This window comes from Mycoplasma suis str. Illinois (assembly GCF_000179035.2).
Taxonomy (GTDB): Bacteria; Bacillota_I; Bacilli_A; order Mycoplasmatales; family Mycoplasmoidaceae; genus Eperythrozoon_A; species Eperythrozoon_A suis.
Genome location: NC_015155.1, coordinates 54,115 through 74,865 on the forward strand (window position 1 = coordinate 54,115; position 20,751 = coordinate 74,865).

The window sequence follows — 20,751 nt, forward strand, 5'->3', positions numbered from 1 at the left end:
GAACAAATTTTTTAGTCAATTATTAATATTCAATTTCCCTCAACAAATTATTTATTTAATTTTTGGAGAAAAAGAAGGTATTTTTGAATACCAAGAACAACTTAAATAGACAAGTAAATCTTGTCTATGTTAGCAATAACTAATGAAAGGAAAGATTGCTGTTATTTCTGCTCTCACTGTTGGGGCGGGAGGAACTGCTGTGGCAACCACAAAAGCTTCTGGTCCTATTGGAAGAATATTTTCTTATTCTTCGCAAACGAGTGAATCATTAGTAGATAGGTGATCTTCTGGAAGTAGTAATACTTCCGGTTTATTTACCGGAAGAACAGATCAGAAAAACAATATAAACCTAACAGAAGAAAGTATTAGAAATTCACATAATTCGAGAAATCAAACATTTAATTTGGAAATTAATTCAGATAATTTAAGTTCTCAAATATCTTCTCATCGAGAAGAAACTTTGAATTTAATGGAAGAAGGGTCCTTGGAATTAGGGAAGAATAAAGGAGTTCTTGATTTTTTGGGAGATTTTTATCAAGAAATTGGAAAGACATCTGGAACATCCGGAGTTGCTGAAGAAATGAAACAAAAAATTCAAGAATCTTTAAAAAAATTAAAAGATCATAAAGAAAATTTTCGAAAAGCTTCCTCGAAGGTAGATAAATGATCTAAGAATTTTGAAGTTTTCAAAACAATTCAAACAGGAAATTTTCAAGATATTTTGCAAAAGTTAAATACTGAAAATATAGATCCTTTGACCGTTGAAGAAAAGAAAAGCTTAAAAGAATTCTACAAAGAATTCTTTTCTTTAGTAAAAGCAAAAAAAGAATTAATTCAAAAAGTTTCAGAAAAAAATGAAAACTTTAATAGACAAGATATTGAGGAAATTAAGGTGGAGAGCGAAAAAGTTCTTGAAGCACTAGATTACATTAATTGAGAAGAAAAGAATTTAGAGACTAGAGCCAAAAATATTTATGACAAAACCTTTAATAATAGAAATTTACTTTCTTACTTAATGACTGAAGAAGAAGGTAAGTTATTGCAAAAAACAGCTATAGAAGTTCAAAGAAGCATTAATCACCAAAGAGATGGAGGGTGACTAACAGAAGGAATTTGTACGTTCTTTTTTGTACCTACCTTTAGAACAGATGCCTGTTATGGAGATTTAGAACTTTTAAATTCCAAAAAAGTTTTGGTAACAACAACTTTAGATCACAAAGTAGCTTCGAAATTACTTTTCGATATGAAAAGAGTTGAAAAAGTTTTGGGCTTCAAACTTTTTTAGCGAAGAATCTAAAAAATAATTAGCCCTACACATTAAATAAGTAAAGGGGGTGGATAAAATCCCCCCTTATTTCTTATTTATTATTAATTAATTAAGGGAGGAAACTCCCAAATAACAATTAAATTTGTTAATTAAAAATTTAATTGTGATATTAATTAAAAAGGTCTGAGTTACAACACAATAAGCATTATTTAGTTGAAATATAGAGTAGGGTTAGTAGGTTTACCTAATGTAGGTAAATCTTCTATATTTAACTTACTTAGCCAAAAGGCTAAGTCTACAGTAGCTTCTTTTCCATACTCAACTATATATCCAATTCATTCTTTAGTTGAGATAAAGAATGAAAGATTAGATGAGTTGGAAGAACTTTTTCTCTTTCTTTTTAGAGAGTCTCTAAATAAGGAAAGACTCTCTAAAAAATATGAGAGTTTTGAGTTTCTTGATTTAGCTGGAATAGTTCCCCTTGATGGGGAACTAGATCAAAAAAAGAGTGATATGGGGGCAGCGTTTCTATCACATATACGAGCTGTAGATGTGATAGTTCTAGTAGTTAGGACTTTTACTGATGAATCAGTAGAGTCCCAACTAAATGTATTTGTGGATGAACATCCAGAGCTTTATAGCCTTTTAACGCATGAAAAAGCGTTAAAAGACATAGACAGAGAATTTAAAGATAAAACTTCTGAACTTCTAAAGTGTTCAGATGTTGGATTAGTCGGAAGACAAACTCCATCAACTCTTAATAATTTAGATGTACTTTTCTTTTCAGAGAGAAGTTCCTCTCTGAAAAGAGAAAAGAAAGAAGAAATTATTTCGGAAGAAATAAATAATAGTAGAACTAGCTATAACTTTTCTGAGCCAATACTGGAATTACAGCTAGTTCTACTAACTCTAATTAAGTCAGATTTAGAAATAATTTCTAAATTACTTTCTAAATATGTAAAGGACAGAAAAACTTTCTCTAAAGAATTAAGTATTCTTCCCAAAATAAGGGAAGAATTAGAAGAGAGAAAGTTTATTCCTATAAGTATGCTTTCTAGCTTTTTGTCTCTTCCAGAAGAGCAAAAAGACTTTATATGTAAATTAGGTTTACTTAGTACAAAAAAGATTGTTGTACTAGGTAACTATGGATCTAGTAAAAGTTCTATTTCCAAATTAAGTGAATTAGCTAATTGAACAGAAAAATATAAATTCAATTTCTGTTCAATTAACTTGGAAGCTGAAGAAATTTATAGTCTTGCGTCTACAGAAGAAGAAAAAAAGGAAATGAGGGAATCTGTTTTTCTTAAGAATTCTTCTGTAAACAATCTTCTAGACACCATATATAAAGTTCTTAATTTAAGAACTTTTTATACCTTTAAATTAGAGGATATGAAGGGAAGAAAATATAGTCTTTCTAATTTCTCCCCAAATATAGAACCAGTCGGGGGAGAAATTAGAGCTTGATTCTTTAAAGACAATAGCTCTTTAGGTGAATGTGTTTCACAAATTCACAATGAATTATCTGATTTCTTTGTTTCTGCTCACATAGCAGAATCAAAGAATTTTGTAAGACAGTTTATGACAGATAATTCAAACTTAAATGTTCTTAGAACAGGATCTAAGAACTACAAATTAAAGGGAGAAGAGATTGTTCAAATAATCTCTTCTGCCTAAATTAATTAACTCTTAGATTTGATTAGACATATTACTCCAGCAAGCCTAACAGTAATATGTGGGCCTATGAAGTCTGGAAAATCAAAAGAATTATTTTCCATAATTGATAGGCTTAACTATCAAAAAATAAATTACAAGATATTTAAGCCTAAGTTAGACTCCAGAAACTCTAACACTATATCTTCTAGATATTTTTCTCAGTCTAACTTGGCAATAATAATTAATGAATTAAATCCAAGTGAAATCTTGGATTTTATTCCAGAAACACTATCTAATCCCTTAACAGCTTTAATTGATGAAGCTCATTTCTTTTCTCATGAGCTCATCAATGTAGTTAAGTTAATGCTATTTAAGGGAGTAAATGTAGTTATATCGGGATTAGATTGTGATGCTAATATGAACCCATTTGGTCCAATGGGAGATTTGATGGCATTAGCAAACAGAATAAAGAAACTTAATTCTGTTTGTGAAGTATGCTACAGTACAGCTAATTGAAGTGCCCTTAAAGATTCCTCTCAAACATTTGAGAGAGAAAACATATTGGTAGGGAATGACCAATATGTAGTTCTATGTCTTTCTTGCTATGAAAAACATACAGGAATATATAAGAAGTTGTTGGCTGAGCCTACAACATCTAATAACTCCTAATTAAAATGAATCCATTTATTGGAATCATTAGCTGATTTTCAGCTAAGTTTAGAGCTATTTCAAGAGCTTTCAACTTCTTTTGATGAATAGTCTATGATAATGGAATCCTTAGATTCCAGAATTATGTAAAAGGTATTTGAAATAAATATGTTTGAGTTCACATAACTTATGTACGTGACATTATTAAAGCTAAGTTATCTTTTCTTGCTTGGAAGGCTTTTCCTTCCAGAGCAAGTATGGAAGAAGTTGAAAAATATCAACTTTTTGTAGAAGCTATGGGAGGATGAGCTAATGTTTTAGCTTGCTCTTGTTCTGCCAGAAGCTGGCATTTCAAAATACTTCATAATTTTTTAATTGATTCCGAAAAAATAGAACAATTCGGAATGGAAATTCTCTTCTGAGAATGACCTTACCTTAAATTAGTTCCTAGAACATATTCAAAGTGAATCTTTAAGAGACTTAAAAGATTCACTGATATGCCAATAGGAATACATATTAGATATAAGAAGTCTTTCTATCATCCTAATTATTAATTAGATGTTGAAAGTAAGAAATTTCTGTATCATAGCTCATATAGATCACGGAAAGTCAACACTTTCCGATAGATTTATAGAGCTATGTTCTAATTTACCTACTTCTTCTATATCTAATTGTTTTCTAGATAGTATGGATCTAGAAAAAGAAAAGGGAATAACTATTAAGCTAGCAGCTATTAGATTAAGCTGAAAAGACTATTTCTTTAATCTAATAGATACTCCAGGACATATAGACTTTTCAGCTGAAGTATTTAGAAGTCTTAAAGTAGCAGACTCTGCTCTGCTACTTATAGATATAACTAAGGGAGTTCAGGCTCAAACAATATCTTTATTTAAGACTGCTCAAAAAGAGGGATTAAAAATAATCCCTGTCTTAAATAAGATAGATTCTCCCTTAGTTTCTGAGGGAAGAAAAGAGGAGGTTTTAGCTCAATTGAGAAAACCTCCTTTTTCTTTTGAAAAGTTTCACTTTATATCGGCTAGAACAGGAGAAGGAGTTCCAGCTTTGCTGGACAGCCTAATAGAGGAAGTGTCTTCCCCTGAGAGTCATAAATATGTATCTAAGTTAAATATCCCCTTCATAAAAGAAGGAGGATTGTGTGCTCTTATTTTTGAGGCAGAATATCACAATCAAAAGGGAACAATCTTAACAGTTAGATTGTTCTCTGGAGAAATAAAGAGAGGTGATGAAGTTTATTTAGTGAGATCAAAAATAAGAGTTAGGATTCGAGAAATAGAATTCCTAACTCCTAAACCTGTTAGATTTGACAAGATGGTAGCAGGAGATGTAGGAAGAATATATCTATTTCTTCCTAAAAATATTCAGTTAGAAAGTGGAGAACACATTTGTTCTTTTCCTCCACCAGAGGAAAAGCAATTAAGTCTTCTTCCGCTAGATAAGATTGGTGGATTAAAGCCAATGATATTTAGTTTTATAGCTCCATATGATGAATCACAGAGAACTTCTTTTTCTAGTGCTTTGCAAGCACTGAAGTTATCTGATTCATCATTTCAATATAGCTTTACACAGTCTTCTTCACTTGGATTCGGAGCAAATATAGGAGCTTTAGGCCCACTACATCTGGAAATACTTATTTCCAGATTGGAAAGAGAATTTAATGTAAAGCTAATAAGTGGACCTTCCACTATTGAGTACAAAGCAATTATGAAGAATGGAGAAGAATTCTTTTTCTCTGCTAGTTCACAAATGCCTGATGTGACTACAGTTAAAGAATTCTTCGAGCCTTATATATTCTTAACTCTTTCTCTTTCTGCCGAATATGAGAAAGAGTTTATGAGTTTCATTTCATTTAGGAGATCAACTTATTTGATCTCCTTACAAAGAGAAGGAATAGAAGAAGTTAACTTAACTGTAGAGTATTCTCTACCGTTAAGTGAGTTAAATTCTCACTTTGTACATTCCCTGTACTCTATAACTAAGGGATATATTACATATAGTTACATAGTAGGGGATTATCATCCCCTATCTTTGTCTAAGGTAACTATATGAATAAATAATATAGAGTACGCAGAACTTAACTTCTTAGCTGAAAGCAGCGAAGCTGTTTCAAGATCAAGAGAAATTCTCTTGAAATTAAAAGATAATGTTCCCCCACAACTTTATGAATTGGCTTTGCAAGCCAAAATTGGGGGAAAAGTAATTGCAAGAGAAAATGTTAAAGCTCTTAGAAAAGCAGTAGCAGCTAAGTGCTACGGTGGAGATATTTCTAGAAAAAAGAAACTTTGGGAAAGACAAGCACAAGGTAAAAAAAGAATGAAAGAAAGTTCTAAATTACAACTTCCTCATTCTTTTTTTAGGTCACTTATTTCTACTAACACTAATTAATAAAATAAACTTAATTTATAAGGTTTAGGGGTTAAAAAATGTCTGTTTTAGAGCTGAAAGAGAAGGAAAAACAAGACCCAAACTTTAGCATCGAATGATGCTATTCAGACTCTAAAACATTAGAGGAGAAGATAAGTAATACCTTACTTCTCCTTTCAACAGTAGATGGTATTCCTAGTATTGAACAATTATTAGGAGATCTAAAAGTACAAAAAAGTAATGCTTTATCTTCGTATGATGCACTCTCTTCTTCCATAAGAAGTGAGTTGCTGAATCATATAGATAATTTATTTGAGTTAAAACTAAGTAACTCAAAGTTAGAAAAGAATATGGATTCCCTTCTTTATACAATTAGAATTTCTTCTCCTTTTACTGCTAACTTTTCGCATGAAAAGTTACCACAATCTAGAGAATATAGGCAGTTTTTACAGTTATATAGTGAACACATGGAAGGTGTTCAAAAAACTGTAAAACTGAAATCTAAGATTTCTCTTTTATTAGATTCTCAAAGAGTATTGGATAAAAACTATGCATCTAAAATGGCTCACATAGATTATCAAATTATTTCTTTGGGAAAAATACTAGATAATTTAACTGAATCCAATAAAGAGGAAGTTGGATCTTTGTATTTTTCCCAATTTAATAAGTTAGATGGATTAATAAAAGAAATAACTGATAGTGAAGAGAAATTTACAAAACTAAAGAGAAGCATGAATATTATTCATGAAAATCTCTTTAGTCAGGGAATACAAAAAGAGTTTGTAAATGATGTAACTGAAGTAGTTGATGATTTTCCATATAAGGAACTTGGACTTTAAATTAAGTAAAAACCCCTTTAATTTAGGAGAAGTATAGTAAGAACTCCTAAAAGGGAAATAAGCTAGTATGGCTCAAATTTCCCTTCCATTAGCTTCTTCAGGGCTACTGGCCCCAGCTCCCGTAAGTGAACAATTAGGAGCAGAAGATAGAAAAAGAATGACGGCTCCTCAGGAGCCCATAGATGCTTCTGGCCCTAATCCATTTACTCCTTTTGTTCGTTTAGACGAACTAAAGAAATACTATGTCAAAACAAATAGAAACTATACTATCATGTTTTGATTTACACTTATTTTTTTCTTAGTTTATGCATTTTGAATGTTGGTAGAAAGTGGGGAATTATGAGGACAGAGTTCTATGTTGGGTTTTTCTCTGGATTCATGTTATGGGGGTAGTGGGTGTTTAAAAAATGCCAGCAGCTCAGGTCCAGCAGCTCAGGTCCCCATTCAAACTGGGTTGACGGGAGTCTTATTAACTTTATTTAGAAATGTTTTTAGTCTCTACTCTAAGAGACAACAATTCAGAAGTGAGTTGGCTTTTAGCCAACAAAATTATTACCCAATGGGAATGACTAGTGGTTTTGTTAGAAGATTAGTAACTTTGTATGGTTGAAAAACAAATCTATTTTGAGGAGGTGTGTGTATTGCTGGACTTGGTTTAGTGAGTCTTGCTTATGGTAATGCAGCTTGGGGTATTTCTGAATTGTGTTCGAGCAGTTCGAGCAGTTCGAGCAGTTCGAGCAGTCAATGGTACTCTTCATGATTTTCTGTAACCGATTACCATCAATGGATGGCAGTAGGTGGTGTTTTGGGAATAGGTACAGGTTTGGTAACAATTCTTCTTTCAAACCCAATATTGAGGTTGAAAATTAAAAAAGTGTTAAGTATCTTTGGTCAGAATGAATACAATATGGCTCCTGAAATTAAAGAAAGAGTATTCAGAATAAATAAAAGAGATAAGATGTTTTGTTGCGTAGTCCTATGTGTAGTAGGATTGGCAATTTATATAATCTTTAAAAGGTTAATAGTTACTGTATTCAATAAGAGCCTTAAAAGAACAAAGATTTAAGGCTCTTTAAAAAAGTATGGCAAGAAAGGTTATTATTGGAAATCTGAAAATGAACCTTTTGAGACATGAACTTAATTTCTACTTAACAGAGTTAAGAAAGAAATTACAAAATGAAACTCCAAAACATAAGTTTGGTTTGTCTTTTCCATATATATATCTGGAAAAGACTGCCGAAGAAATAGGAGGACAACTTCAAATATTTGCTCAAGATGTACACCACGCAGAAAAAGGAGCATATACTTCCTTCATTTCTGCCCCTCAATTGAGTTCTATTAAGGTTTACTCAACCTTAATAGGACATTCTGAATGTAGAGAAATGGGCCAAACAGAAGAAATTGTTTCTAAGAAGGTTAGATCAGCTCTTCTAAATGGATTAGAAGTTATTTATTGTTGCGGGAAAGATCCACTGAAAGAAATAAAGAATGAATTATTCTTTTTGAATTCAAAGACTGTAGAAAAAATTTCTATAGCCTTTGAACCTATTAGTGCTATAGGTACTGGAGAAGCAATGCCCCCAGAAGTAGCAGTAAAAAACTTAAAAGCTATAAGAGAATTGGCTATAGATATGTGGGGAGAAAGTGGTAAAAAAATAACTTTACTATATGGAGGATCAGTAAATCAAAAAAATTATCAAAGTTATCTTTCAGAACCTGCTATAGATGGAATACTAGTAGGTTCTGCAGCCTTAAATATCAATTCCCTTTGAGAAATGGTTATGGGAAGATAGTTTTTGATTAGTAGCTTTTTAAGTAGTTAAATAAATAGTTAGTATTTCTTCTAACAAAAAAGTAGTTCTAACCATCTTAGATGGTTGAGGACTAAGAGAAGAAAAAGAATGAAATGCAATAGCTAATGCAAACACTCCTAATTTTGATTCACTAAGGGAAAACTTTCCCTCAACTTCTTTAACTGCTTCTGGGGAACTAGTAGGATTACCCCCATCTCAGATGGGGAATTCAGAAGTAGGGCATCTAAATATTGGTGCAGGAAGAATTGTAGAGACAGGTCTCTACAGAATTAATCAATCTATAAAAAGAGGGGAATTCCCTAAAATACCAGCAATTCAAGAATTACTTAAAGACTTAAATGGAAACATTAAGTCCAATCTTCATGTATTCATATTGGCTTCTAAGGGGGGAGTTCACTCCCACCTAGATCACTTATATGAATTCCTTAGAGTTGCTAATAGTTATGGAATTAAATCCTTTGTTCACTTATTCAGTGATGGAAGAGATGTAGCTCCATCACAATTCTTAGTAGATTTGGAAGAAATTCTTCCAAAACTAAAAGAAACAAATTCTCTTCTAGCTACTATCTCAGGAAGATACTTTGCTATGGATAGAGATAAAAACTGAGATAGACTAGAAAAAGTTTTAAGAGTAATGACTCTTCAAACTGAAATAGATCGGTTTGAAAATCCAAAAGAATATGTTTCTAGTCAATATGAAAAGGGAATAACTGATGAATTTATTAGTCCAGCAGCTTCAAAAGAATTTATTTCTTCTGAAAGTGGACTAAAAGAAGGAGATCAAGTAGTATTTCTTAACTTTAGACCCGATAGAGCAAAACAACTATCTCATGTACTAGTTGGTTCTAAGGGACTATATTCTCATGAATCAGAATTAGTCCCTAAGAACTTATCACTTCACTCTATATCTGAATATGAGGGAATTTCTTCAACTAGTGTATTTTTTCCTTCACTAGAACTAAAAAATACACTAGGAGAAGTAATTCATTCTGCTTCTAAATCACAATTAAGAGCTGCCGAAAGTGAGAAGTACCCACATGTTACTTATTTCTTTGATGGAGGAGTAGAAAAAGAGTTTTCTAATATTCAAAAAATAATAGTTCCTTCTCCTAAAGTAGGAACTTACGATAAAGCTCCAGCAATGTCTATTGAAGAGCTGTGCACTTCAATAGAAGAAGCTGTACTAGATAAAAAACACGATTTAGTAGTTATTAATTTTGCTAATCCAGACATGGTAGGACATTCTGGAGATTTTGAAGCTACTGTCAAAGCTTGTGAAGCTGTTGACAGAGCTCTAGGAAGAATATATGAACTATCTAAAAAAACTGGACATACTCTTCTCATTATGGCTGATCATGGAAATGCAGACATAATGAGAGATGAAAAAGGATTACCACATACTGCTCACACACTATCTCCAGTACCTTTTATAGTGTGTGACTCTTCTTATCAACTTAAAAAAGAAGGTGGTAAACTTGGAGATATAGCACCTACTATATTAGAAATACTAGATTTGGAACAACCTAAAGAGATGACAGGGTCATCTCTTCTAATCTAGTATTTATATGTCTACAGTACACAATAGTGCTCCTAAACAATCAATCTCCAAGTTAGTTATTGTTACTGGAGATCCTCTTAGATGTAAGAGAATAGCTAATACTTACTTAAAAGATGTAAAGCTTTTAAGTGAAGTAAGAAATGTTTATTGTTTTACTGGAACCTATAAAAATATTGAAGTATCAATAATGGCTCATGGAATGGGTATAGGTTCCATGGGAATATATAGTTATGAATTATTTGCTCCAGAAATATATGATGCAGATTTATTAATTAGATTAGGAACTTGTGGTGGAATGTCAAAACATATTCAACTAAACGAATTAGTTTTAGTTGAAAGTATTTTTTCTAATTCCAATTATGGAGAACTTCTTGGAATTAATTCACAAGAAAATATTCAAGTTGATTTTGAATTAATTCAACTAGCTAAAAAGACTGCAGCCAGTCTTAATTTTCCCCTAAAACCTGTTAAGAATTTCTCAACAGATAATTTTTATTCCAAATATTCTCTTTCAGAATTAGGATTAAAAACTGGTTGCGATACTGTTGAGATGGAAAGCATTGCACTAGCAGTTAATGCTATGTATCACAAGAAGAAATTCTTAACAATACTAAGTGTTTCTGATATAGAAAGTTCAAATAAAGAAATTATTGAACTTTCTAGAAAGGAAAGAGAAGAAGGTCTAAGTAGAATGTTCTTACTAGGACTAGAGATACTAGTTCAATATGCAAAAAAAACTTCTCACACTAGTTAATCAGTTTTTAGGAAAGGGGGATGAAGCCCCCTTTCCTGAATTAACGATTAACTCTATTGATTGAACAAGAGATTACACTTCTAGTGTTTTAGCTGAAAGAAAATGAATAATAAAGTCACTGCAGAATGACTTTAATACTTCAGAAGAGGAATCAGAATTTTTCAAAAATGAAAAATACTGATCTGAATCTAAAGTTAAAAAACTATATCAGTTATCTAATTTCCCACATTTACTAGAAAATAGTTATTTTTATAGAAGACCAAAGTCTTCTGGTCTTCTATTTCTAGATCATTTACATTATCATGACAAAGAATTAGAAAAATCAATTCATAAATCACACCTATCTTTTTTAGATAGGTTTGAAAGTGATTCTTCTTTTATTGATTTTGAAAATTCAAATTCTTATTCACAATTAATTAACTTTGAAGATTTCAAAGAAGAAAAAGAAGATAAGAGAAAACAAGTTCAAAAAGAAAATCTATTTTCTGAATTAGTTAAGCTAAATCTTTCTCGCGAATGCGAGGATTTAGCAAAAAAAATATCTGAGATGTCCACAAGTATTATCTCTTCATCCCTGAAGAGAGAAGTTCAACAATTTAAGCCTAAAAAGTGAAAGAATTGAGCTACAACAACTTCTCTTATCCCAAGAAAAATGGTTTCACTCGATACTTCTATTCCACACCTCTTCCTTAAGAACTTTCTTCAAACAGGATTGACTCCTGTTGAAAGTTCTCTTATTCCTGTTGGAGTTCTTACAAGAAATTTTGTGAAATTTACTGAGAGATTCTCAGTATTGAGACATATTAGTAAGGAAGAAGTAGATAAAAAAATGGAAGGAGCTAGAGGTCTTAATGTACATAAAGATTATGTACAGTGAGTTGATCCAGAGGAAAAATGATTCTATACATTTTTACCTCTGTTAAATCTTTACTTTGATAGATTCAGAGAAAGATATGTACATACTTCTATTACTACTTGAGAGGAACCTGAAGGATTCCTCTCATTAGCAGATGTAGAAACAGGAGATAGTTTATCTTTCTCTGAAGACTATAGGAGACCTGTATTCTTGTATGAGGGAATTCCTCCCCTAACTATAGGGGAGGATCTTCATACTATAGGAAACTTAATAGATTCCTATGAAAAGGAAAGTCAAGAAATAAATAAGAAAGAACTAGAAGAAGGCGGATTAGCCATCTCTAGTTCTTCAATTGATTTAGACAACTGTCTAAAGTGAATTAAGCAAGAAATGGTGGATTAGTGAAGAAACTTAGAAGGAAGAAAGTTCAACCTTCTAAATTTGAACTTTCTCCTGAAAGTTTCTTTCTTCCAAACAAAATCTCTCAGGAAAATCAAAGAAATCTTGAAAGTTTTAGACGAATTTATTGAAGAACAAGAGAAAGACTTTTATTTCTTTGAAAAAAAGAAGCTTCTGAAAAAGAAATAAAAATAAGTAGTAGGTTTGAACATATATGTTCAGAAAGTTGTTCAAACCTAAAAGCAAAAAAATTAGAAAAGATTCCCTATAGGGTAAGCGCAATACCCTTAGAAAAAAGTGCTATCAAACATAAAACTCTTGGAGCTAAATCTAAGAGAAGCTCCAAGAAAACCAAAAAAGAATTATGACCAGTTCAGGAATTTAAACCATTTGATGGTTTCACTACACCTTCAGAAGTTATTCCAACTTCTGAACCCTCTAAAACTTGTGTATTAAGTGAAAGAGAAAAGAAGTTACCTGAATACTGGAAAGACTTAAAAAGTTCTTCTAAGTATTCAGCTACTTCTCTTCACAAAGTATTTAATGAGAAATTCAGTGAGTACGATGTACTTCACTATTCAATTGATGATGATTTTTCAATGAAATATTTGAAAAATCAATATTTTGAAAATTATTTAAGTGAAAAAGAATTGGAAGTTCCTATAAATAGGGAGCTAGCTCCCATATTTAATAGTCTGAATAAGTTATTAAATGAACAACCTTTTCTTGTACTTCCTATTAGACCTTCAGCTCTAATATATTCTTTACTTCCAGAGCTGGATGGAATCCATGCTGAATTTAAGAAGTACAAGATTGATAGAAGTAAAAGTAAAAGAGTTTCACTCAAAGATGTTTGAGTGCAAGGTAAGGGACTTCTATCAAAAAATCTATTGAGCTTTTCTCCTTCTGTTTCTTACTTCTCTACAAGCTTGATTCAAAGCTTGAATAGAAGAGAATGAAGAAGCTTCGCTAAAGTAAGAGAGTTTGATATAAATGATTTCTCTCTTACTTGTTATAGCGCAATGAATCCATTCACTAGTTCAAGCAATGACAGATTACTTAAGCTAAGTGAAAAACTTACTAGAAAGGTTTATTGAAGAGGTAAGCTTACCTCTGGATTCCTAATCACTAATAATGCACTAGAGTGAGAAGGAGAAGCTCCTAACTTCGAGAGAGAAGTATTAATGGATAATTATGAATTTACTTCTTTCTCTCAACCTAGTTTTTATTGGGCAAAAGAATATCAAAATTCTTTACCCAATAAAAACAGTGTTAGGGTTATCGGGAATAAGCGGATCTAAAAGGCTAAAGAGTTAAAAAAAGCTTTAAAATTCAGCTTAGAAATAATTAAACTTTAAGAATTATGTTTTGAATTTGAAGAAAAAGAAAAAGAAACCAGACTACCTCATTAAATTAGATCTTCAATTTGAAAATGAGGTAGTCTGAGGAATAAAAAATGTATCAGATAAGTTCTTTACTTTCTATCTCCATCATGGAGAAAAAATTCAATGAGATAAGCAACCATCTGAAGAGATAAAGGAAGAAAAAGAAGTTCTAACTGATGAACAAATATCTGAAAAGTTAGATTCTCTTCCTGAAAAGGAAGGAGAATCAGAAAAACTAGAAGAAAGAATAGATACTGAATCTATTACTTTACCTCCTTATCCTACATTAGAAGAAGAACAACAATCTAAAGAAGAGGAGGTAAAGGAAGAAGAAATAGTATCTTCTGTAGAAACTCCAGAAGAACCAAAACAAGAAGAACAAGAAGTTAATAAAATGCATCAACCTCTTCAAGAGCCTGTAGTAGATAAGAGGAGAAGAGGTTGATTAAGTAAAGAAAAACAAGAAGAAGATGTGAAGCCAGCTCCTCTTGATCTTCTTAAGATGCAAACAATTCAAGAAAATCTTGATACTGAACAAGTGTTTCCGGAGGGATCTCCTCTGGAAAGAGATGCAGATGCAGATCTAGAAAGTGAAGAGCATGAAAAGATGGCTAAAGAGAAAGAAAAAGATAGTCTCGAAGATAAGAGACTATCTATAGCCTATAACATAAAGGATTTCCCACTTGCTGAACCTCCACTAATAAATGAACTTTGTGAAGCTCACAAAATATTCTTTGATTATCTATCAAAATTGCAAGAAACTCACACACCTACTGATTTCCAAACAGCTTACAACATTCAAGACAGAATAGCTTATTTGATAGATAATCAAACATTACTTTACAAGTCTTTAACTAAGCAATTAATTAAGTATCTAAATAGAATAAATGAAAAATTAAAGAACTATTATGATGAGATAACCTTAAAACAAGAAGATTTGCGCAAATTAAATGCTCAAATATCTAGATTTAATGAATATGATAGAAAGACTAGAGAAAGATTAAGTTTTGCAGAAGAAGATACACAAACTCTTAAAGTACAAGCTAAGACTTATCAAGATCAAATTGAATCTATTACAAACTTACAAGAAAGTACTGGAACTTAAAAAAATACTAACTACTAGAAAAAGTAGTTAAAAAATGTTTTTTTTAACTAAAAATGTTTTTCTAAAACCACTAAGTCATTAAAAATCTTCCTTAAAGGAAGATTTTTAGTGTGCTAGCTATTCTTATGTTTTTGTAGCAGTACATGACTGCTTGGGAAGAGTCTGTACCTCTTCTTGAATTGCAGTCGATAACCAAGAGATACGAGTCTAAAGGACAAATAATATTAGATAACTTCAATTTAAAAATTGAAGAAGGATCATTTGTAACTATTATTGGTCCTTCCGGATCTGGAAAGACCACAATACTTAATTTGATTGCAGGCTTTATAAAGCCTGACAAAGGAAGAATACTTCTTTCAGGAATAGACATCAAAGATATTCCCCCTCATAAAAGACCTACATCTACAGTATTTCAAGACTATGCTCTTTTCCCGCACATGGATGTCTATTCCAATATAGCTTTCGGTCTACGTAAAAAAAGAATTCAACTGGAAAATCCTTTAGACCAAAAGATAAAAAAAGTAAATTACTTACTTAGTAAGTCCAAATTAAAAAGTATTAGAAAGCTGGAACAGCTTTCTAGAGAAACTACTAAGTACACTAACTTACTTAAAAAGTGAATAACTTATATATCTAGGGAGAGCACTCCAAAGAGAGGGCTCTACTATAAGTGCATAATGTTTTATTCGGGAATCATTAAGTCTAAGTTACTTGACTTAGACTATTGAAAATCTTGATGGGAATATTATCCCATCCTGAGAGAAAAAGAACTTAGATATAAATATCTTTCTAGACCTTTTTCTGAAGAAGAAATGAGAGAAAAAGTAAAGCAAATTATCTCTCTAGTTGGACTAGAGAGTTATGAACATTCTGATATAGATACTCTTTCTGGAGGTACTAAGCAAAAAGTGGCTCTAGCTAGAGCTCTTATAACTGAACCTCAAATAGTTTTGCTAGATGAGCCACTTTCTGCAATTGACAAAGATATGAGAGAAAAAATGCAAATAGAACTTAAGAGATTGCACCAAACTCTTAAGTTAACTTTCCTTCTAATTACACACGATCAGAAAGAAGCACTTCTTCTTTCTGACAAAATAGTTGTTCTTAAAAAGGGAAAGATAGAGCAAATAGGAACTCCCTCAGAAATATATGACTCACCAGTTAATGAATGAGTTGCTAACTTTATGGGTAAATCCAATATATTTGAGGGAGTCTATCTTTCCCCAGAAGAAGTTAGAGTAAATCAACTTCTTTTTCAAATATCTAATGTCAGGGGATTTAGGCAGAATGAGAGAGTAAAAATAATGATTAGGCCAGAAGACTACGATGTAGTCGAACTGGGAAAAGGATTTATATCCGTTGAAGTAATTGACACTATATATAAAGGTCAATTATGAGAGCTTAAGTGTCTTTTTTTTGATTCCATTATTTATGTTGAAAACTTCAATGAAATCAAAAAAGGAGCTCAAATAGATCTTCTTTGAGATCCTATTGATGTTCACTTAATGAAATTTGAAAGTGAAGATAAAAAAACTTCTTCAATATGAAACTAGTTTTTAACTGAGTTTCTTCTAAGGTAAGAAGGGTTGAACCCTTCTTGATACCTTTCATAATTTTTGTATTTTTAGCAATAGTAGTGCCAGCACTACTATTGACTAAATATAGTTTTCAAGCCATTGGATCTCCTCAGTTAGCCGAAAGACTAACTGGAAATATATTTGGAACATTAGGATTAAGTTTTTTTGTTTCTATTTGTGCTCTTCTATTAACTCTTTGCATATCTTTTCCACTAGCTGTTCTTATTTGATTTGCTTGTTCAAGCAAATCTAAAAAGACAATATTACTTCTCTTAACTTTTCCCCTATTAAGTAATTACTTTGTTAAGTTAATAGGGTTAAAGAGTGTATTTGACTTCTTTAATGGAAGTCTAAATAGCACTTCTGGTATAGGTTACACAATAATAGGGCTAACTTATTTAGCCCTACCTCTTGTAACCTATAACTTCATAAATACTCTTTCTAGCTTACCTAAAGTAAAGAATTGAGCTGTTAAAGATTTAGGTTATACATTCTGGGGAGAATTATTCTTTTTAATTCTCCCCTGATCTAAAACAGCTTTTTGATCTTCCTCAATTCTTTTCTTCTTACCTTCTTTATTTACTACTTTTATATCTGAGTTCCTGAATCACGATACAGGAACTCAGATGATAGGAGAAATAATTTCTCAAATTTCTAATATGGCTATTGGTTCAGATGAATCTAAACCATTTGTAGCTTTTCTAGCTAGCTTTTTATTTACCATCGCTATTCTCTTTCTAGTATTTAGCTCTTTAATTGTTCGTTCTATTAAGAGTGTTGCGAGTTGAGTGAAAGAACGAACAACTCTAAATAGAAATAAAAAACTTCGACAGCAAAACAAAATAGATATTCTCTTTCCCCAAAGATTGGGGACAGGAAATATCTAGAAGTTGCAGTACTTTTTAAATTTCAAACTTCTTGATAGTGCTAAATGACTAACACTATCGAAACGAACAGTTATTTTTCTTTTTTTCGCTGCCATTTATTTTCCCTGACTGACAATAGTTTTTTTGTCATTCAAGGAAACTAATGAGAAGGGAATCATTTCTACAGATTTGAGTGATGTCACTCAAAAGTGAACATTTCAAAATTATTTCGACTTATTTTCCCTTCAACCAGGGAAAAATGATTCTTTTTGAAGAAGTCTTTGAAATTCTCTAACTATTGCTTTTGCTTCAGTGTGCCCCGCACTCTGAATATCTATTATTAGCTCCTTCGCTATTTGAAAGAAAGGAGGAAGACTAAAACCTTTAGTCTTCAAAATATCTAATCTTTCTATTTCTTCTCCAGAGATAATTCAAGGATTATCTTTTATGCTTTTATTTAGTGCAGTTCTACTACCACTAGGATTTAATTTTGGATTTCCAACTATAATCCTTTCTCATATAGCTTTTCTAGTTCCCTATGGGATAATACTTATTTATCCCAAACTAGAAAAGCTAAATAAAAAACTATTACTAGCTAGTTTTGATTTGAATTGTGGAGAAATAGAAACATTACTTAAGGTAATAATTCCACAATTAAAAGGGTCAATAATATTGTCTTTCTTAGTATTGACCCTTTTATCAATGGATGACTTTATTATTACTAACTTAGTTAAGGGAAGAATTATTACCTTAACTACTCAAATGTACACAATGAAGAAGGGAGTAAAAGTATGAGCCCTTACTTTTGGCTCATTACTTTTACTAGGTTCTATGTTCTTCTTTTTTGTAATTAAACCTTGTTTTAAGTTCAGAAGAAAGAGAAATAAGTCTAATATTTCTCTTTTGAATTTTCTTTAGAGATGGGACTAAAACTTTTAACTGTTCCTATATTAGGAACATTTGTTTTGCCCATCTCAATAGTTAATTTGAATTTTCAGTCAGGAGATATAGTATTAGCCACTTATCAGTCTTATATAAGTGATGACATAGCTACTGAAGCGAGCAGTAGCTATGGAGTTCAAACAGTTTATTTTGAGAATGATAGAGATATTTTGAATGGCTTCAGAACAGGAGCTTATGATTTGGCAATTATGAGTTCCTCAACTCTTGAAGAAGCCATAAAGAAAAATATAGTGAAGCAAATCCAGTGGGATAAGCTCCCTACTGTTAAGGATCTTTTAAAAGTTGAAGATGGAAATGGCTCATCTCATCAAACCTCTGGTTCCGGAAATACAAATAACCAAAATACAAGAAATTGGGAAAAAGTATTTTCCCCAATTGTTACTCAATTTTTTAAACAAAAACCAGAATTAGCTCAATATGGTCTCCCATATTTCCTTAGTTATTTATTGTTTGCATATAGATGTCAGAATTGCGACAAAGAAATAAAAACTCAAGAAAACTTGAGTTGACAAGAAAAGTTCAAAAAAATTATTGAACATGAAGAATTTAAGAACAATAATCCCTTCAAATTAGGGATTATTGAAGATGAAGTAACAATCCTTTCTCTCTCTAAATTAGCTAGTCAAGAAAACAATAAATTTAATGAACAAAATTGAAAGGTTGAAGAAAATAAACCTTTCAATTTTTTTGACAAATATAAAGATCTTTCAAAGCTGGGAGTAAGTTCAAGAACAAGAGGTAATTCTATGTTCTTGAACTCTGATTCAGCTTTGATGTCAGAAATGCTAACTAAAAAACAATTAGATGGAGTATTTATGTATAACGGAGATGCTCTTTATTCTTATCAAGAGATAAGAAATGAAAAAGAAGGAGGAGAAGTTCAAGATTTCAAAATATTGGAACCCACTCCTTCTCTTTGATTATTAGATCAAATAGCTATTTCAAGTAAAGTTTCTGAATCTAAAGAGAATGAAATTTATAAGTTCCTAGACAAGTTATTGTTTGAGGGAGCTATTAAGAAGACTCAATCGGATCAAGCTCAAGGACAACAAAGTCAAAATTCTGAAGCCCAGGAAAAATCTTGAGCTTGACAAAATTTTGATTATTTAGGTTACACTCCAACTCTAAAAGATATGCAAGAAACTATAAAAAGTAAACATGAAGAATTCAAAAAGAAAAAAGAAAAATCGGAACAACAAACTCAATCTTCAGAAAAATCTGAGGATGAAAAAGAATATGATGATTTAACTATTCAACTTCTTTTTGGGAGACAAAATGAAGATCAATGTAAAAAACCAGTTTCAAATGGTCAACCACAAACTACAGAAAATCAACAATCAGAAAATACAAAGTGCAAAATTTTATTTGAGTCGGGAATGACAGATAATCAAAATTTAGATTTGGCTTTAGCCTTCCAAAGATGAAAGAATAATTGGTTTTAAGTAATCTTTTCTAAGTGGCAGAAAAGACTAAAAAAGGACTAATTCTGGGAATAGAGAGCACATGCGATGATAGTTCAGTTGCTATTTATTCCCTAAAAGAAAAGAAAATACTTCAAGAAGTGAGTTATTCTTCTAGGAAAGAATACCACAAATATGGTGGTATTGTTCCTGAGATTGCAGCTAGAAATCATGAAGATAAATTAGTAGTAGCTTTAGAAGAGTGTCTCTCTAAAGCTAACTTAAAACTAGAAGATTTAACTCATATTGCTTATTCAGCTGAACCTGGACTAGAATCTTCTCTTCTAGTTGGAAAAATGTTAGCTACTACTTTATCTGAGACTCTAGATAAACCTTTATTTCCAGTAAATCATCTAGAGTCTCATGTATTATCAGTAGGGCTACAAGAGAAACTTGATTTCCCTTCTCTTTGTTTACTGATTACTGGAAAAAACACAATAATATATCACCTGACAGGTGATCATATTATTAATAAATTAGAGGAATGTCAAGATTGTGCATTGGGGGAAGCCTATGATAAAGTAGCTAGAATTATGGGACTAAAGTATCCTGGAGGACCTTTATTGCAAGACTACTATAGTAAGTACAAGAGTTTTCCTCCTTTAACTAAAAGGAGTAAAGATTCTAGTAAATTAAGTCTTAATTTTTCTGGTTTAATTACTGCTTCTTCTAGATATTGAGAATCATTAGATAGTAATATGTCACTAGATAAAAAAAGAGAAGCACTAAGTACAGCTTTTCAAAAAGAAATAGTAGAAATTATTTTTGTTAAATTGGATTATTGAATTAAAAAGCTGTCTATTTCTTCTCTTTATATAGTTGGGGGAGTAAGTAAGAACACTGTAATAAAGGAATATTTACTTCGCTTTTGCGAAGTAAAGAATATTAAGTGTTCTTTTGTTAGTGAAAAGCTAGCTGAAGATAATGGATCTATGATAGCTTATAGAGCTAGCTTTTTAATTTAGGGACTATTTCTACTATTTCAGGTAGATATTCTTGTGAAAGTGTAGGGAGAGGTCATCCAGATAAGATCGCTGATCTTATCGCTGACAGTATATTAGATGCTTTAATTCAAAAAATTGGAATTAAAAAAGCTAGATTTGCTGGAGAAATATTAGTAAGTTATAGAAAGATACTAATAGCTGGAGAGGGAAGCTCCCATAGTGAAGTTAACTTCCAAGAAGTAGCTTCTAAAGTATTAGAAGGACTAGGATACGATCCTAGT

Annotated in this window: 18 protein-coding genes and 1 pseudogene; all 19 read left to right on the forward strand. The window is 31.5% G+C overall.

Annotated elements, in window-relative coordinates; genetic code table 4:
- The first annotated feature begins 142 nt into the window (after window positions 1-142).
- Window positions 143-1,285 (forward strand): hypothetical protein, encoded by a 1,143-nt coding sequence (locus MSU_RS00305; RefSeq protein ID WP_013609587.1) that lies wholly within the window; start codon window positions 143-145, stop codon window positions 1,283-1,285.
- A 195-nt stretch (window positions 1,286-1,480) separates the two neighbouring features.
- Window positions 1,481-2,941, forward strand: coding sequence for a GTPase (locus MSU_RS00310; RefSeq protein WP_013609588.1), 1,461 nt, complete (start codon window positions 1,481-1,483; stop codon window positions 2,939-2,941).
- Between the two features lie 18 nt (window positions 2,942-2,959).
- Window positions 2,960-3,589, forward strand: a complete 630-nt coding sequence (locus MSU_RS00315) for a thymidine kinase (RefSeq protein ID WP_013609589.1) — start codon at window positions 2,960-2,962, stop codon at window positions 3,587-3,589.
- Window positions 3,590-3,594: 5 nt separating this feature from the next.
- Window positions 3,595-4,122: a hypothetical protein gene (locus MSU_RS00320; protein ID WP_013608759.1), complete on the forward strand. Its 528-nt coding sequence runs from the start codon at window positions 3,595-3,597 to the stop codon at window positions 4,120-4,122.
- 4 nt (window positions 4,123-4,126) lie between these two features.
- Entirely contained in the window at window positions 4,127-5,971 is a 1,845-nt protein-coding gene (locus MSU_RS00325) for a GTP-binding protein (protein ID WP_013609590.1), read from the forward strand.
- A gap of 38 nt (window positions 5,972-6,009) precedes the next feature.
- Window positions 6,010-6,789, forward strand: a complete 780-nt coding sequence (locus MSU_RS00330; protein WP_013608761.1) for a hypothetical protein — start codon at window positions 6,010-6,012, stop codon at window positions 6,787-6,789.
- 67 nt (window positions 6,790-6,856) lie between these two features.
- The gene (locus tag MSU_RS00335) at window positions 6,857-7,855 is read left to right on the forward strand and encodes a hypothetical protein (protein ID WP_013609591.1); all 999 of its coding nucleotides are present in this window, start codon (window positions 6,857-6,859) and stop codon (window positions 7,853-7,855) included.
- Window positions 7,856-7,871: 16 nt separating this feature from the next.
- Entirely contained in the window at window positions 7,872-8,582 is a 711-nt protein-coding gene (locus MSU_RS00340) for a triose-phosphate isomerase family protein (RefSeq protein WP_013608763.1), read from the forward strand.
- A 76-nt stretch (window positions 8,583-8,658) separates the two neighbouring features.
- Window positions 8,659-10,161, forward strand: a complete 1,503-nt coding sequence (gpmI, locus tag MSU_RS00345) for a 2,3-bisphosphoglycerate-independent phosphoglycerate mutase (protein ID WP_237696914.1) — start codon at window positions 8,659-8,661, stop codon at window positions 10,159-10,161.
- Between the two features lie 7 nt (window positions 10,162-10,168).
- The gene (locus MSU_RS00350; protein ID WP_013608765.1) at window positions 10,169-10,915 is read left to right on the forward strand and encodes a phosphorylase family protein; all 747 of its coding nucleotides are present in this window, start codon (window positions 10,169-10,171) and stop codon (window positions 10,913-10,915) included.
- A complete protein-coding gene (locus tag MSU_RS00355; RefSeq protein ID WP_013609593.1) occupies window positions 10,887-12,173 on the forward strand; it encodes a hypothetical protein in 1,287 nt (428 codons plus the stop codon). The genes MSU_RS00350 and MSU_RS00355 overlap by 29 nt, the downstream gene beginning before the upstream one ends.
- Window positions 12,173-13,471 (forward strand): hypothetical protein, encoded by a 1,299-nt coding sequence (locus MSU_RS00360; RefSeq protein WP_013608767.1) that lies wholly within the window; start codon window positions 12,173-12,175, stop codon window positions 13,469-13,471. The genes MSU_RS00355 and MSU_RS00360 overlap by 1 nt, the downstream gene beginning before the upstream one ends.
- Before the next feature lie 67 nt (window positions 13,472-13,538).
- Window positions 13,539-14,660, forward strand: a complete 1,122-nt coding sequence (locus MSU_RS04610) for a hypothetical protein (protein ID WP_013609594.1) — start codon at window positions 13,539-13,541, stop codon at window positions 14,658-14,660.
- Window positions 14,661-14,803: 143 nt separating this feature from the next.
- Complete coding sequence (locus MSU_RS00370) at window positions 14,804-16,213, forward strand: ABC transporter ATP-binding protein (protein WP_013609595.1); 1,410 nt, start codon at window positions 14,804-14,806, stop codon at window positions 16,211-16,213.
- Entirely contained in the window at window positions 16,204-17,124 is a 921-nt protein-coding gene (locus MSU_RS00375) for a spermidine/putrescine ABC transporter permease (RefSeq protein WP_013609596.1), read from the forward strand. The genes MSU_RS00370 and MSU_RS00375 overlap by 10 nt, the downstream gene beginning before the upstream one ends.
- 123 nt (window positions 17,125-17,247) lie before the next feature.
- A complete protein-coding gene (locus MSU_RS00380) occupies window positions 17,248-18,021 on the forward strand; it encodes an ABC transporter permease (RefSeq protein ID WP_237696896.1) in 774 nt (257 codons plus the stop codon).
- Window positions 18,022-18,023: 2 nt separating this feature from the next.
- On the forward strand, window positions 18,024-19,508 hold the full coding sequence (locus MSU_RS00385; RefSeq protein WP_013608772.1) for a type 2 periplasmic-binding domain-containing protein: 1,485 nt from the start codon (window positions 18,024-18,026) through the stop codon (window positions 19,506-19,508).
- A gap of 14 nt (window positions 19,509-19,522) precedes the next feature.
- A complete protein-coding gene (gene tsaD, locus MSU_RS00390) occupies window positions 19,523-20,491 on the forward strand; it encodes a tRNA (adenosine(37)-N6)-threonylcarbamoyltransferase complex transferase subunit TsaD (protein ID WP_013609598.1) in 969 nt (322 codons plus the stop codon).
- Between the two features lie 14 nt (window positions 20,492-20,505).
- Window positions 20,506-20,745, forward strand: a pseudogene (locus MSU_RS04885) (S-adenosylmethionine synthetase N-terminal domain-containing protein); the annotation flags it as partial.
- Window positions 20,746-20,751 lie beyond the last annotated feature (6 nt).